The 15,488-nt window shown below is 61.6% G+C and carries 11 protein-coding genes; 9 read left to right on the forward strand and 2 right to left on the reverse strand.

All coding sequences use genetic code 11. The features are described from left to right. The first annotated feature begins 227 nt into the window (after positions 1 to 227). From ACXAJV_RS11970 to rffA, 3 genes are all read left to right on the forward strand, one after another. A complete protein-coding gene (locus ACXAJV_RS11970; RefSeq protein WP_475085567.1) occupies positions 228 to 1,937 on the forward strand; it encodes a hypothetical protein in 1,710 nt (569 codons plus the stop codon). Positions 1,938 to 2,072: 135 nt separating this feature from the next. Beyond that, a complete protein-coding gene (gene rfbB, locus ACXAJV_RS11975) occupies positions 2,073 to 3,155 on the forward strand; it encodes a dTDP-glucose 4,6-dehydratase (RefSeq protein WP_475085568.1) in 1,083 nt (360 codons plus the stop codon). Positions 3,156 to 3,404: 249 nt separating this feature from the next. Beyond that, entirely contained in the window at positions 3,405 to 4,532 is a 1,128-nt protein-coding gene (rffA, locus tag ACXAJV_RS11980) for a dTDP-4-amino-4,6-dideoxygalactose transaminase (protein ID WP_475085570.1), read from the forward strand. A 26-nt stretch (positions 4,533 to 4,558) separates the two neighbouring features. Here rffA and ACXAJV_RS11985 read toward each other — a convergent pair whose 3' ends face one another. Next, positions 4,559 to 4,987 (reverse strand): GtrA family protein, encoded by a 429-nt coding sequence (locus ACXAJV_RS11985; protein WP_475085571.1) that lies wholly within the window; start codon positions 4,985 to 4,987, stop codon positions 4,559 to 4,561. Positions 4,988 to 5,046: 59 nt separating this feature from the next. On the opposite strand from ACXAJV_RS11985, the gene ACXAJV_RS11990 reads away from it, so the two are divergent. Together ACXAJV_RS11990 and ACXAJV_RS11995 are read left to right on the forward strand one after the other, a co-directional pair. Beyond that, a complete protein-coding gene (locus tag ACXAJV_RS11990) occupies positions 5,047 to 5,982 on the forward strand; it encodes a glycosyltransferase family 2 protein (protein ID WP_475085573.1) in 936 nt (311 codons plus the stop codon). Next, entirely contained in the window at positions 5,972 to 6,856 is an 885-nt protein-coding gene (locus ACXAJV_RS11995) for a formyltransferase family protein (RefSeq protein ID WP_475086000.1), read from the forward strand. Before ACXAJV_RS11990 ends, ACXAJV_RS11995 begins: the two co-directional genes overlap by 11 nt. A 251-nt stretch (positions 6,857 to 7,107) precedes the next feature. On the opposite strand, the gene ACXAJV_RS12000 is transcribed toward ACXAJV_RS11995, so the two are convergent. After that, on the reverse strand, positions 7,108 to 7,833 hold the full coding sequence (locus tag ACXAJV_RS12000; protein ID WP_475085575.1) for a TetR/AcrR family transcriptional regulator: 726 nt from the start codon (positions 7,831 to 7,833) through the stop codon (positions 7,108 to 7,110). A gap of 152 nt (positions 7,834 to 7,985) precedes the next feature. Here ACXAJV_RS12000 and ACXAJV_RS12005 point away from each other — a divergent pair, with 152 nt between their 5' ends. The 4 genes from ACXAJV_RS12005 (at position 7,986) to ACXAJV_RS12020 (ending at position 15,482) form a co-directional block, all read left to right on the forward strand. Continuing rightward, the gene (locus ACXAJV_RS12005) at positions 7,986 to 10,322 is read left to right on the forward strand and encodes a TonB-dependent receptor (RefSeq protein WP_475085577.1); all 2,337 of its coding nucleotides are present in this window, start codon (positions 7,986 to 7,988) and stop codon (positions 10,320 to 10,322) included. Between the two features lie 58 nt (positions 10,323 to 10,380). Next, entirely contained in the window at positions 10,381 to 11,256 is an 876-nt protein-coding gene (locus ACXAJV_RS12010; RefSeq protein WP_475085579.1) for an alpha/beta fold hydrolase, read from the forward strand. 80 nt (positions 11,257 to 11,336) lie between these two features. Beyond that, complete coding sequence (locus tag ACXAJV_RS12015; RefSeq protein WP_475085581.1) at positions 11,337 to 12,257, forward strand: LysR family transcriptional regulator; 921 nt, start codon at positions 11,337 to 11,339, stop codon at positions 12,255 to 12,257. A gap of 168 nt (positions 12,258 to 12,425) precedes the next feature. After that, positions 12,426 to 15,482 carry a TonB-dependent receptor domain-containing protein gene (locus ACXAJV_RS12020; RefSeq protein WP_475085583.1) on the forward strand — a complete coding sequence of 1,019 codons (3,057 nt, stop codon included), beginning with the start codon at positions 12,426 to 12,428 and terminating at the stop codon, positions 15,480 to 15,482. Positions 15,483 to 15,488: the final 6 nt, after the last annotated feature.

A 15,488-nucleotide genomic window follows, 5' to 3' on the forward strand; every position in this document is an offset into this window, starting at 1 on the left:
TGTTTCGGGGGAGTGCTTCCAAGCGACAGGCTCATACCGCCGATCAGCCTTTGGAAGCGACAACCAGTCAGCATGCAATCGAGGCGCTGTCCAATCGGGGAGCAATGATGGAGCTGGCAAAAGCAGGGTAAATCCGGCTAGACACGTCGCATGGCGAAGTTTGCCGTCGCTAGACGGACAGGCTTTACATCTTTCTGAGGGGCGCGACTTGGTGATGGGCAGTTAAGATGCAGTGGTTAAAGGGCTTTCGGGGCGGTTCCGGTCTCGCCGCGTTCGGCGCGGCGGATGACAGCAATGCGGACTCGTTGACGCGCGAGGACTGGGGGCTGCTTGGTATCGTTTCTTTGATAATATTTGTGGCCAACGCGAACTATGTGTCCGGGCTCTATCTGCTCTGGCATGATGACGTCACCTCCTACTTTCATGCGATCAACAATCACATGATGATGCGGGGCGGGGCGACGGTTACCCGCCACCTGATTGTCGACAACTTCCTTGCGCAGATCATGGCGAACGTCTCGCCGTTTGTGGCGCGGCTGGTTCTGATCGCTGTGGGTGGTGTACCGCTCTTCCTGATTGCGTATCTTGCTCTCAGGCGCGGCTTTATGCTCACCTCCGGTGCCGCAGCACTCGGTGCAGGCCTGCCGCTTTTGCTTGCCGGTCAATGGGAAGTCTTCGTCGGCATCAATCTAAGTTATGTGGTTTTCGACGCGATCTTCTGCTTTGCCTGCGTTCTGGTCTTGTCGTTCTCGCGCAAGGCTGACAGCTGGATTGCAACAGTTGTTGCGTCCTTGCTGATCGCGATCAGTATTTCTGACGGCATGTTTTCCAGCGCACTCCTTGCGCCGGCCATATTCTGGGCTGCGCTCTTCATTCGACCTAAATCGCTCCTGAAAAGTGCGCTGATCCTCGCGTCCGTGATTGCGGCGACGGTCAAGGTCGTCCGTGAGCAGGCATCGCTTGGTCGGGCTCAATGGGCTTCTGATCCCTGGAATGCCGTGTTTTCCAACATCACGGCGCCCATCGACACGGTGTTGCCAGGTGGAGAGTTCAGCGCGTTGGTGCTTCTGCTTGCTGTCGGGATGGCCGGGTTGGCCTCGCTATACATATCGATCCGCCACAAGGCCTACTGGTTGGTCGCCGTCGTCGGCTTTGCTGCGGCGCTGTATATCGTCCCGATTGTTATTTACTCGGTCGGGCGTAGCGGTTTTCCGAACCGGTACAGCTTTATTCCGGTGGTCGGATTGGCCTGCTTTGCCGGAGTTCTTTTCCATGTCGCCAGTGCGTTCATTGGCCGAATAACCTGGCCGCTGACAGGTCGCGAACCGACGTCCGGGAGTTTCTCGTTTACAGCCGGCCTGGTTCTGGTGGGCATGCTTCTTCTGGGGTTTCAGAAGGCGTCGCATATCGAGCAGCACATCGACACGGTTTCGAGAAGGACCAAACTGGTCTCGGACTATTTGCATTATGGAGCGGTCGGGCCAATCCGGGCGGGCGTTGATATCCGGCCCCAGGATCAGCTCATTCTTGTTGCGGAGAGCAATTTTCCGTATCTCTACCCGCATAGGGGGCCGGCGCTGGGCTACCTGCGGTTTGTCACGTCCGACAACAATGTTGTGGGCTATGCGGGACAAAGAAAACAATGCGCTGACCCTTTCTCCCCTTGGGAGAGTTTCTGGGCGTATGGTCCTGGGGGGTTCACGGAGGAGCGGCCCATCCGCATTGTGAGCTTCTTCGGCCCGAACGGAGACGGGACGGAGCTGACTCACTTGCTTTCGACACAGGGAGAGGACCTCGATGCGCCATGGGTGCTCTATGAGGCGGGACACTTCGGTGCGCGTCAGCTCGGTCAGGGCAGTGGACGTGAAGCTCTTGAAGCCTTGTTGATCGATCGCGGGCTTGAGCCTCACCAAATCGCATTCAGTTGCGGCTTGTAGCGGCGAGTAGGCTGGTCATCGAAAGTGCAATGGTCTAATTGGCCGTGATAAAGCAATGAAAACGCGCAGGGTGGGGCAACACAGCCGTCAGTATTGCCCAGCCGGGCGCGGTAGTCTGGTTTCCCGGGGGACCCCATGAAAATTCTTGTCACCGGTGGTCTGGGCTTTATCGGCTCGGCAGTTGTGCGCCGGCTGATCCGGAGCACTGAGCACGAGGTCGTCGTGCTTGATGCAATGACCTACGCAGCGCTGCCCGAAGCGGTAGAGGACTGCGCCGGAAGCGGGCGTTATTGTCTTGAGAAGGGGGATATCCGCGATACCGATCGCGTTCGCTCGGTCTTTGAGGCTCACAAGCCTGACCTGGTCATGCACCTCGCTGCTGAAAGCCATGTCGACCGGTCGATAGATGGGCCGGGCGACTTCATCCAGACCAATATTGTCGGCACTTTCAACATGCTACAGGGCGCGCGCGCGCATCTGGAGAGTCTCGCGGGGGAAGCCCGAGACCGGTTCCGCTTCCACCATATCTCGACAGACGAGGTTTTCGGCTCGCTCTCGTTGGGAGATCCCGCGTTTACCGAGACCACACGTTATGATCCGCGTTCTCCATACTCGGCGTCGAAAGCCGCCTCTGACCATCTGGTGCGTGCCTGGGGGGAGACTTTCGGGCTGCCTGTGGTCTTGTCGAACTGCTCGAATAACTATGGCCCTTGGCAATATCCCGAGAAACTGATCCCGGTGATAATCGCGAAGGCGCGCGATGGTCTGCAGCTTCCCGTCTACGGCAAAGGCGAGAACATCCGCGACTGGCTTCACGTGGACGACCACGCGGAGGCGCTCGTTCTGGTCGCGCTGAAGGGCCGCCCAGGAAAGAGCTATAATGTTGGCGGAGAGGCCGAGCGGACAAATCTGCAGGTCGTGCACGCAATCTGTGCTGCACTGGATGCCCGCTACCCCGACGCAGCGCCGCATGCCGACCTGATCAGCTTTGTCGCCGACCGGCCAGGCCATGATTTCCGCTATGCGATCGATTTCGGTTTGATCGAAAAGGAACTCGGATGGCGGCCGCGGCGCACATTCGAGCAAGGGCTTCCTGATACAGTGAATTGGTATCTTGATAATGAGGCATGGTGGCGGGGTTTGCTGGAGCAAACCGGTGGAGCAAAACGCCTTGGCCTTGCGCAGGGCGAGGCGGGTACGGCGGGCGACGGGGTGTGAAGGTATGGCCTGGTCAGCGTCTCGGTACGCCGTTTCGATCAAGACCAGGCCCGCACAACAGGCGCGGCTCCCGCTTTTGCCGGCTCTTGCAAGTCGCCGGACATCTAAGTTGAGCCCAGGATTGCCTGGGCAGGATTGTGGACGGGTCTTTGATGTGTGCGGAAACGAGCCTTTTCAGGGCAGACAAGGCGCGTGTTTGACAAGGTTTTGACTTTGGCCCCGTGGCGCAGTCGGCCGGAGAGGAATGACGTGAGCACTATTCGATTCAATGTTCCGAACACTGTTGGGCGTGAGGAGGAGTATCTCAAGGAGGTGCTTGAACAAGGGCATCTCTCGGGGGATGGCCCCTTCACAAAGAAATGCCATGCGTGGTTTTCCAGCCAAATAGGCGGACGGGCGCTGCTCACGCATTCATGTACCGGCGCGCTGGAAATGGCTTGTCTGCTGGCGGAGCTCGAGCCGGGCGACGAGGTGATCCTGCCGTCCTATACCTTTGTGTCGACAGCGAATGCCGTAGCCTTGCGGGGGGCTGTGCCGGTGTTTGTGGATGTTCGTGAGGACACACTGAATATCGATGAGAGCCTGGTCGAAGGCGCCATCACTGACAAGACGAAGGCCATTATTGCGGTTCATTACGCCGGGGTGGTGGCGGAGATGGACACGATCAACGAGATTGCAGAGCGTCACGGTCTGTTTGTGATCGAGGATGCTGCTCAGGCGCTGTTCTCGACGTATCACGGGCGGCAGGCTGGGACGCTTTCTGATGCAGCGGCGTTCAGTTTTCATGAAACAAAGAACGTGTTGTCAGGTGAGGGCGGCGCGTTGATCCTGCGAGACGAGCCCGCTTTTCACCGCGCAGAGATACTGAGGGAAAAAGGGACCAACAGGAGCCAGTTTTTCCGCGGCACTATCGACAAATACACCTGGGTGGATCTGGGGTCGTCCTACCTTCCCGGCGAGCTTGTGGCGGCATTTCTCTATGCGCAGTTGGAGCAGGCCGAGGCGATAACGCGATATCGTCTCGACGTTTGTGACGCCTATCGAGAGGCCTTCACCGATCTTGAACAGCAAGGTCGCGTCCGTCTGCCCGTGGTGCCGTCGCACTGCAAGTCCAACGGCCATATGTTTTATATGTTGCTGGACAGCATGGAGGAGCGGACGGCCTTCATCGACGCGATGAAGAAGGCCGGTGTCATGACGCCCTTCCACTACGTACCGCTTCATTCGGCGCCTGCGGGCCGGAAGTTCGGACGTGTTCACGGGCAGATGCTGCAGACCGATCAGCTCAGCGAACGTCTGGTGCGCCTCCCGGTATACTACGGTGTGAAGGCGGTAATCGAGAAGACTATCGATGCCGTTCGGGGGGCTTTGGGGTGATGGCCTCTGAACAAATCGCCTTGCCGCTATTCCTGCTCGGTGTGGGTTTGTGTTGAGGCAAAGACCCAGAAATTGAGCAGAAGAAAGATTGATGCCGCCGCGGCTGCCATTGCAAGCAGCTGAGCGAACTGGTGCGGGACGGGCGTCAGTCCAGTCAGGGTGATGAGGGAACCTGCCTGAACCAGGTATCCCAAAAAATATACCGCGATATAGCGCCAGGCGCTGTCCAGGTGTGATCTGGAACGCTGAAACGCCCACAGCGCATTGCCCAGATAGGTCAGAATGACGCCGGTCGCGTAGACGACAGATGTTGCGGCCAGGGGGGGGAGAAAAACCCAGGTCGTCAGCATCAAATACAGTGCGTAGAGACCCGCATTGACTGAGCCACCAACCATAATATACCGGGCGGCTCGCGTGACGATGCCGCTTTGGATAAGCCGGTGCCGGTTTTGCATTTACCCTTCGCCCTTGAACGCTGCGAGCAAGGGGAGCTTGTCTGGTTTAAGGAGCATGCATGTCAATTGATATTTCCATCGTCACGCCAGCATACGGCTCCCCCCAGTCGCTTCCCGAGTTGCGCGAGCAGGTCGATGTCGTGATGAAGGCAGAAAATCTGAGCTACGAACTCATTATCGTCGATGATCGGTGCCCCAAGGGGTCGTGGGATGTGGCCAGATCGCTCGCTCAAGCTCATCGGGAAGTTGTCGCGCTGCGTCTCTCGAGAAACTTCGGTCAGCACGCCGCGATCTATGCGGGGCTGCGCCGTACATCGGGACGCCGCGTTGTTGTGATGGACTGCGACCTTCAGGACCCGCCCTCGGAAATACCGCGGCTGCTGCGTGAAGCCGAGGCTGGCGCGCGCGTGGTGCGTGCCAGACGTAAACAGCGACAGGACAATCCTTTTCGTCGCTTCGTATCCTGGGCCTTCTATGCCACGCTCAGCGCGTTGACCGGTGTTCGGCATTCGGCGGAGGTTGCCAATTTCGGAGTTTACGACCGTTCGGTCATAGACGCGCTACTGTCGTGGAATGAGAACCACCTCTACTTCCCAGCGGCGATTCAGTGGATCGGGTTCACGCAGTCCGACGTCGATATTCAGCACCAGGCGCGCGCCTACGGCAAATCAAGCTATAATTTCAAGAAGCTATTTTCGCTGGCGATGAGCATCATCGTGTCGTTCTCCGATCAGCCGCTGAGAATTATCGCCGGGGTCGGGCTTGTCGTTGCAAGCTTGTCGATACTCGTATCTCTCGGCTATTTTTCGGTGGCGCTCGTATGCGAGTTTTCCGTGCCGGGCTGGGCGTCGATCATTGTGTCTGTCTGGTTGTTCTCGGGCCTCATACTTTCCGCGATTGGCGTGACCGGCGTGTATGTCGGCCAGGCAATGCGTGAGGCTAAAGGGCGTCCGAACTTTTTTGTTGAAGATATTGTTGGACGCGATGAGCGGTGATCCTCGCTTCCATGTCGCCGCAGCGGGGCTGAAGGGTCTTTCCTTCCTGACGGACCTGCACCGGTTGGGCCAAACACCTGTTCGGGTGTTCAGCTACGCTCAAAAAGACGATTACTCCGAAGCGTTTTCCCAAATTGCTGCGTTCTGCGAAGCGCATTCCGTAGCGTTGACGGAGCAGCGCCGGCCTTCGGTAGAGCCCGGCGTCCGAACCTTTTTTGTTGGCTGGCAGTATCTCATCAATGCGCCGACAGACGATGTCGTCGTTTTTCACGACTCTCTTCTGCCCGATCTGCGCGGCTTCGCCCCGACGGCGACGGCATTGATTGTGGGGCGGCCGCGGATTGGGGTGACAGCGCTGCGGCCGGACCAGGGTGTTGATACTGGGCCAGTCCTTCTACAGGACGGGTTCGACGTGGACCATCCGATGAGGATTGCAGATGCGCTGAACCGCCAGGCGGCATTAATGGCTGCCCTCGCCGGGCGGATCCTCGCTGCAGACGCGGCGGGCGCGCCCATAAGGCCGGTCCCGCAGAACGACGAGGGTGCGATCCACAGTATTTGGCGCGACTCGCTGGACTTCGGTCTCGACCCGGCAATGCCCGCGGAGGAAATCGTCCGCCGCGTTTATGCGTTGGGGCACCCGTATAGCGGGGCGGCGATCAGGTGTGGCGACGAAGTTCTTACCGTGCTCGATGCAATCGAGATGGGCGAGATGAATTTCGCGATCCGCGACGCTGGCAAGGTCTGGACGCTTGATCATGATGGGCCGGTCGTGATCTGCGGGGAGGGCATGATAAAGTTCACCGACATTCGAGACTCGTCCGGGGTGCGCTGGACGCCGCCTCGGCTCAGACTGCGGTTTGAGCGCCCGTGAAGCCGTTTCGCTCTGATTGGTACGGAGCGCGCAGGAGTCTTTGGCAGCGCCTATTGGCCGCGTGTTCACGACATTTTCCCGGAGCGGACTGAGAACGCGGCGAAGACGCCGCTTGCCACGCGGCACAAACTTCAGGGCGCGGCGGTTGTTTTTCCTGTCGACTCCGGGTGCCGCACCGGGACCGGTCAGTCCGAGCCTGGTCTTTGCCGACGGATCAAGCCGGAAGGGCCGTCACTCCGACTCGACTTCGTTCAAGGGGAGGGCCTGTCTATTGATGCAGGCAGGGCCTCGATCCCCTGGCCGAAGACCTCGCACATCCGCTCCAGGATGGTTGCGGCATCGGCGGAGTTGCACAGCCCGCCGGAAAGGTGGTCGATGCGGCCGGTCTGGGCCAGCGACAGTGTGATGGCGCCGGACATCATGTGGTAGAACCAGTAGAGGTCGGCCAGCGCGCAGTCCGGCCGGACTTCCTGCAACAACTCCACGAAACGCTGGGTTACGGCATCGAAGGGTGAGGAATCATGGCCGATCTCGGCGGGGACCGGGGCGCTGTTGAGGCGGGCGATCAGCGCGCCGTAGTGACGATGGCCGGGTGTGCCGTCGAGGATGAAGCTGAAGGTCGGTTCCAGATAGGCGCGCACCAGTCCGGGGCCGGTCATCCGTCCAGCCTGCTCGCGGGCATAGGCGTCCAGCGATGCGGTCCGGCGGGCATTCACCATGTCGGCGCGGCGTTCAAGAACAGCGTCGATAACACCGGCCTTGGTGCCGAAATAATAGTGGATCAGAGCCGTGTCGACGCCTGACTCGGTGGCGATCTGGCGCATTGAAACAGCTTCCAGACCGGCTTCGGCGAAGAGCGCTTCGGCGGCATCGAGAATGCGTTCGCGCGACTCCTCGCGCCGGTCGGCCTGGCGCCGTCGCCGTCGGGCCGGGTCCGCGGTGCCTGTGTCCGGCTTTGCGATCATGCTCTTGTTCATGGCCTCCCGTCTTGCACGGTTTTTCCTGCTCCGCCAAGGCTCAAGCCTGCAGATCAACAAATTTATTGACCAATAAATAAATATATTGAGTATGTCTCCCGATCCGGTGCCGATGCGCCGGCAAGCGCAAAAATGCGCCGAGGGAGGAGAGCATGAACAAGGGGACCGGCTCGCGCCTGCGGGCCTATTTGATGTCGTGTGCGGCGCTGGCAGGATTGCTGGCGAGCGCGGCGGCAACCGCCCAGGAGGGCGCGCCGGCCGGCGAGGGTGAACGCGCGGTCGATACCATCGTCGTCACGGCCCGCCGCCGTGAGGAAAGCCTGATCGACGTCCCGGTCGCGATGACGGTACAGAGCGCCGAGGCGCTCGATCTGTCCGGCGCAACGGACATCACCGCGCTCCAGCGCAACACGCCCAATCTGACGCTTCAGGTCGCACGCGCAACGAATTCCACGCTGACGGCCTTCATCCGCGGCATCGGCCAGCAGGATCCGCTGTGGGGCTTCGAGCCGGGGATCGGTCTTTACATCGACGATGTCTATGTCGCCCGCCCGCAGGGTGCGATCCTGGATATCCTGGACATCGAGCGGGTCGAGGTCCTGCGCGGTCCGCAGGGCACGCTCTATGGCCGCAACACGATCGGCGGGGCGATCAAATTCGTTACGGCGCGGTTGGACGACCAGCCGACCTTCTCCGTACGAACCAATCTGGGCGAATACAATCAGCGCGATCTGATCGTTTCCGGCTCAGCACCATTGTCTGACAGGTTGCGCGTGGGCGGTGCGCTGGGGGTCTACCGGCGCGACGGCTATGGCACCAATCTGTGGAACGGGGCCGATATCGGCAATCGCGAGAGCTTCTCCGCCCGCCTCACCGTTGAGTTCGAACCGGCACCGGACTGGTTCTTCCGCCTCACGGCCGACCGGCTGGACGATGACAGCAATGCCAATCCCGGGCATCGCGAACTCCCCGTCCCCGCCGCCTTCGGTGCGCCGCCTATCACGACGCCTTTCGGGATCAATGTGCCGGCCGGCGCCTTCCCGGTGACCGACGATGTCTATGACAGCTGGGCGGGCGTGGACGAGACCAATGAAGTGATCAACCAGGGCGTCTCGCTGACCGGTGAGTGGACCATCAATGATCATCTCACCTTCAAGACCGTGACGGCCTGGCGCGATGGAGAGACTCATGGTGAGGGCATCGACTTCGACGGCACGCCAGCGCCGATCCTCGACGTGCTGGCGCCGGACACGGTCTATGATGATGACCAGTTCTCGCAGGAATTCCAGCTCCTGTTCGACCATGACCGCTGGCGCGGTGTGGCGGGCGTCTACTATCTCGATGCCTATGCCAGCGGCGGCTATGACACGGTGCTGGGCATCGGCGCGGCCGCCATTCCCGGCTCGCCGACGCCCAACTTCACCCAGGGCACGAGCGGGCATGTCGATACGACATCGCTTGCGGTGTTCGGCGAGTTCGACTTCGATCTCGCAGACCGCTGGACGCTGACGCTCGGCGGCCGCTGGACGCGCGACGAAAAGACCGGCCGCGTGTTCAAGGCGAACTATCTGGGTCTGGGATCGCCGGTTTCCGGCACGCCCAATACGCCGATCCAGATCCTCACCGACTACACAGCCGAGCGCACGTTTGAAGAATTCACGCCGCGGATCGGGTTCAGCTACCGGATCAGCGATACGCTGAACGCCTATGTCAGCTATGGCCGGGGCTTCAAGTCGGGCGGGTTCGACATGCGCGGCGATGCCGCGGCAACGCCAGCGACAATGGATGGTTATGATCCGGAAACCGTCGACTCGCTGGAGATCGGCCTGAAAGGCTATCTGTTCGACGACCGGGTGCGTTTCTCCGCTGCCGTGTTCAACGCCTCCTATGACGGCCAGCAGGTGACAAGCCAGCAGGTCAATACGGTGGGCAGCGGCCTGGTGAGCTTTATCGACAATGTCGGTTCCTCGACCATTCGCGGCGCCGAGCTGGAAGCGCAGGCCCGTCTGGGCGGCGGGTTCAGCCTTGATCTGGCGCTGGGCTATGTCGATGCCGAGTTCGACGAGTATCTGGCCTATGTGCCCAACGGATCGCCGCCGCCGGCCTATGTGCTGGCCGACGTCTCCGATGCACGCCAGTTCCAGAACACGCCGGACTGGAACGGATCGCTCGCGCTCAGTCACCACTCCGACGATGTGATCGGCGGCATGCTCGATCTGCGGGCGGCGGTGTCCTGGCGGAGCGACAGCTCGATGTTCGAGACGCCGGCGCCTGAAATCGACCAGCCGGGCTACTCGCTTGTCGATGCCAGCGCGGTGTGGACGTCCGGCTCCGGCCGCTGGCGCGCCGGGCTGCATGCCCGCAACCTCACCGATGAGCGCTATCGCACGGGCGGCTACTACTTCCCCGGCCTGGCCTATGGCGACAGCATCATCGGCTTCTACGGACCGCCGCGCACGGTCTTTGCCTCGCTGGAATACCGCTACTGACCCCGAAAGGACCGGCCGCCGATGCCAACCGGCGGCCGGTCCCGCTACAGGACTGATCATGCCTTCAAAGACTGAACCGGCCGGGATCCGCTGGACCTCTGCGGACGGGCTCGACCTGTTCGCGCGCGACTACGGTCCTGAACATGCCGAGCGCCTGCCGGTGATCTGCATCCCCGGACTGACCCGCAACAGCCTGGATTATGAAGATGTGGCTCCGTGGCTCGCGAGCCGCGGGCGGCGGACGATTGCTGTTGATCTGCGGGGACGGGGACGTTCGGCGCGGGGCAAACCCGGCCGCTACAGGCTTCCGGTCTATGTCGAGGACGTCATTGCACTGGCCGACCGGCTGGAGTTCGGGCGCTTCCATATTCTGGGAACCTCGCTGGGCGGGATGGTGGCGATGCAGATGGCGCGTTCCCATCTGCCCCGCCTTGCCGGTGCCGTGCTGAACGATATCGGCCCGACGATCGAAAAGGCCGGAATTGCACGGATCTCGGGCTACGCCTCCAGCGCGCCCGCCGTTTCCGACTGGAGCGGGGCGGTGGCCTATGCGCGTCATATCGCGGGCGATGTCTTCCCGCACTATACCGGCCAGGACTGGGAAAAATTCGCGGCGCGGATGTTCGTCGAAGCGCCGGACGGGACCTTGCAGCCAACCTATGATCCCGCCGTGGCGGGGCAGGCACCGTCCTGGCTGATGCCGCTGGCGCGCGTCGTGATGTGGCGGAATTTCCGGCAGCTGGCGCGGCATCGTCCGGCGCTGGTCCTGCGCGGCGAAAACTCGGATATCCTGTCCTCCGGAACACTCGACCGCATGGCGGCGCACGCGTCCACAGTGGGAACGTGCGAAATCCCGGGTGCTGGGCACACGCCCGACCTGTCTGAACCGGCTTGCCGGACCGCGCTGGCAGACTTCTTCGACGCGGTCGACTAGATCAATCTGCATGCGGCGGACTTGTCCGGCCCGCAAAAGCCCGGTCCTATTGGCGCCTGCCAACTTCCGGACCCGTCATCGTGTTACGCCTGCGCCATATCGAGATTTTCCATGCCGTCTACCGTTGCGGGTCGATCAGCGCTGCTGCGCGCGAGCTGAATGTATCCCAGCCCTCGGTCAGCAAGGTGCTGCGCCATGCCGAAGACCAGCTGGGCTATCCCCTGTTCGAGCGCGGCCGCTCCGGCCTGATCCCGACCGCGGCGGCGCACGAGCTCTTCGACAAGGCCAAGGATGTCTATGGCGATGTCCGGGCGCTCAACCAGCTGGCCAAGAATATTCGCGAGCGCCGGGGCGGGCATATCCGTCTGGGGGTGCTGCCGTCGCTGGGGCTGAGCATCGTGCCCGAGGCCATTGCGACCTATCGCAAGACCCAGCCGGAGGTCAGCTTCGAGATCAATACGCTGCATTCCAGCGAGATCGCCGAGGCCTTGTTCCAGCAAGGGTGCGACATCGCGATCGGATACGGGGCGCCGATGAATGCGCGCCTCTCGACGCAGGAGCTCGGTCGCAGCGAATTGCTGCTCGTTGCCCGCCACGACCAGTTCACGGGACGAGACAGTGTTTCGCTCGCTGATCTGGACGGGGTGGAGTTCATCGGCCTCGGAGACAGCGGGCCGTGCGGCGATCTGTTCAGTGATCAGCTGTCGAGAGCGGGGGTCTCCCTGCGGGAAGTCGTGACTGCGCGCACCTACTACGTCGCGATGTCGCTTGTCCGGCACGGTGTCGGTGTCGCTGTCGTCGACAGCTTTACGGCGGCCTTCAACGAGGATCCCGAGATCCGTCTTCTGCGTTTCCAGGACCCGATCCGCTACTCGGTGAACGCCGTAACGGCGGACTCGGTCAACACGGGTACGGGCGACCGGGCCAACCAGGCGGAGCTGGTCGGTGGCTTCCTTGAAGTGCTCCGGGCTGTGATTTCGCGAAATCACTCAGCGCACTGAGTGCCGTGCAGCACGCATTGAGGGCATAACCTTCGTCTATAGCCGCACAAAAACAGACTACGGCTGCGCGCCTTCACGGGCGCGTCATAATCTGAAACCTTTTGCGGTCAGGGCGCTGCCTCGTCACAGGGACGAGCGGGTCGGCGCCGTCATGCAGGGGAGATTGCTATGACCGTCGGGCGGGTTTCCAAACTCATTTTGCTCAGTTCAACCGTTCTGTTTTCGCAGGTGGCCCATGCCCAGGAGGCCGAGGCTCCGCCGCAGAACGATGATGAAACCGAAGTGATTGTCGTCACCGGTTCCAATATTGCCGGCACGCCGATCACCGGGGCGCTGCCGGTCACCGTGATAGGCTCGGACGATCTCGACGCGATCGGCGCCTCGTCGATGGACGAGCTCTTCCGCTCCATCCCGCAAGCCGGCGATGTCGCCTTCCAGGAAGGCCGCACGGCAGGCGGCGTCAATGACGCACGCGGTGATGTCGCTTCGGTCGATCTGCGCTCGCTTGGTTCGGGCAATACGCTGGTCCTGCTGAACGGGCGCCGCCTGGTCCTGCACCCGGGTTATCAGACCGAGAACCTGGTACCGGTGACGACGGTGAACGTGAACTCCATCCCCAACAACGGCGTGCGCCGGGTCGAGGTGCTGCGCGATGGCGCCGCCGCGATCTACGGCACGGATGCTGTGGGCGGCGTGGTGAACACGATCCTGCGCGACAATTTCGACGGGCTGACCGCCGAGATCGAATATGGCGGTTCCGAGGGCACCTCGCTGCGCGAGCTCGAGGGCAGCATCGCCTTTGGCCGTGACTTCAACAACGGCCAGTCCAACCTGTCGATTTTCATCGACTATATGGATCGTGCCGGCATGCCGGCAACGGATCGCGACTATGCGGCCAGCTATGATGCGCGTCCGCAAGTGGAGGGCACGCCCTTCGAAGGCGACACCGATTTCGACAATCGCTCGACCAATTCGCCCTTCGGCGAGTTCCAGACCTGGAACTACACGCCCACCATCCGCCAGAACGGCAGGGCTCTGACCTCGTCGGGCGACTACTGGCACATCCAGCCGGACAGCGTGACCGGCTGTCTGGCCGATCTGGGCGCCGGGCTCTGCATCGACAACAGCACCCAGAATTCCACGTCGGACCGGGTCTATCGCTATAACTCCAACTTCGACCGCTGGATCTATGGCGACAATGAGCGGTTCAACAGCTTCGCCTTCTTCAACCATGATTTCGGCAACGGCCTGGAATTCTTCGCCGAAGCCGGGCTCTACCTGTCCGACTACATGACCCATCGCGAGCAGGCCTCGCCGCTCAGCGCGGCCGACATCATCGTGCCGGCGGGCAATTACTGGAATCCCTTCGGTCCGGTGACCTTCTCTGATGGCAGCGCCAATCCGAACCGTCTTCCGGGCCTGAATATCCCGGATGCGGGCGTAGCCAACATCATCAATGACTACCGTTTCGTCGATGCCGGGCCGCGGGTCATCAATGTCGAGAATACCAGCTACCGCCTGCTGGCGGGCCTGCGCGGCTCGTTCGGCGCCTGGGACTGGGAATCGGCGATGGTGTGGTCCGAGGCGACCACGGAAGACCGCACCAACCGCATCTCCAACACGCTGCTCCAGGAGTCGCTCGCGCTGGAAACGCCGGACGCCTACAACCCGTTCAACGGCGGCAATCTGGCTGACTTCTCCAACGGCGACAGCACACCCAACCCGCAGTCGACGATCGACAGCTTCATGGTCGATGTGACGCGGGAAAACTCCACCGAGCTGGGCCTGTGGGACTTCAAGACCTCGCGTCCGGACCTGTTCCAGCTGCCGGGCGGCGGTGTCGGGGTCGCGCTGGGGGTCGAGTTGCGGCATGAGGGCTTCGAGGACGATCGCGACGATCGCCTGGACGGCACGATCACCTTCACCAACCCGATCAGCGGCGACTTTTTCGGGTCCGATGTGCTCGGGTCGAGCCCGACGCCCGACTCCTCCGGTGACCGTTCGGTTGTCTCCTCCTATGCCGAACTCTCGGTGCCCTTGGTCAGCCGCGACATGAATATCCCGCTGATGCAGGCTGTCGATGTCCAGCTGGCGGCGCGCTACGAGAATTATTCCGATGTCGGCGACGTGCTGAAGCCGAAGGCGGCGATCGGCTGGGAGGTGACCGACTGGCTGATGCTGCGCGGTTCCTATTCGGAAGGCTTCCGGGCACCGAACTTGCCGCAGATCCACGAGCGCGGCGTGGAGCGTTCCAATACCCGGCTCGACTATGTCTTCTGCGAGGCCGACTTGCGCGCTGGTCGTATTGCCAATGTTGACGAGTGCCTGCGGGCTCAGTCGACGGTCAGTGTGCGGGAAGGGTCCAGCACGCTGGAGCCGGAAACCAATACGACCTACAGCTATGGCTTTGTTTTCCAGCCGCAGCTTTGGGATAGTCGCTTCGGTGATCTGACTGTCACCGTCGACTACTGGAATATCGAGCAGGAGAATGTCATCGGCATTTTCGGTGACGACAACCATCTCGCCTATGACTACCTGCTGCGCACCCAGGGCTCCTTCAACCCGGCGGTGATCCGCGAGGCGCCCAGCGCCGACGATATCGCCGACTTTGCCGGGACCGGTCTCGACGCGGTTGGCGAGGTGATCGAGGTACAGGACACCTATCAGAACCTCCTGCCTCGGCAGATCGAGGGTGTCGATGTCACCGTTCTCTACGATATCGACGACACGCCGCTCGGCGACTTCCGGGTCTCCGTCACGGCAGCCCATCTGATCACGTTTGACCAGGAACCGTCGCCGGAAGCCCAGGCCATTATCGATGCCCAGGATGCCGGCGATATCTTCAGCGGTTTCGTGGTCGACGGTGCCGCTGGCCTGCTGCGCCAGGACGGCAATCCGGAATGGCGGGCAACGACCTCGATCACCTGGCGCAACGGCAATTGGGGTGCCGGCCTGTTCGGCCGCTATACCAGTTCCGTGCTGGACACCGGGGCGACGCTCGGAGACGGTACCCAGTTCGAGGTCGACGAGTGGTATTATGGCAATGTCTATGTCCAGTACACATTCGACCGTGAAGACGTGCTGGATAATACCCGGGTCCGGGTCGGGGCGCGCAACTTCACCAATGAAGAGCCGCCCGTCGCTGACAGCACGTTCAACTATCTGGGAACGCTGCATTCGGCGCGGGGACGTTTCCTCTACGCTTCGGTCCGCAAGTCCTTCTAGGGCAGA

This window comes from Maricaulis sp. ABE4_448 (assembly GCF_056160825.1).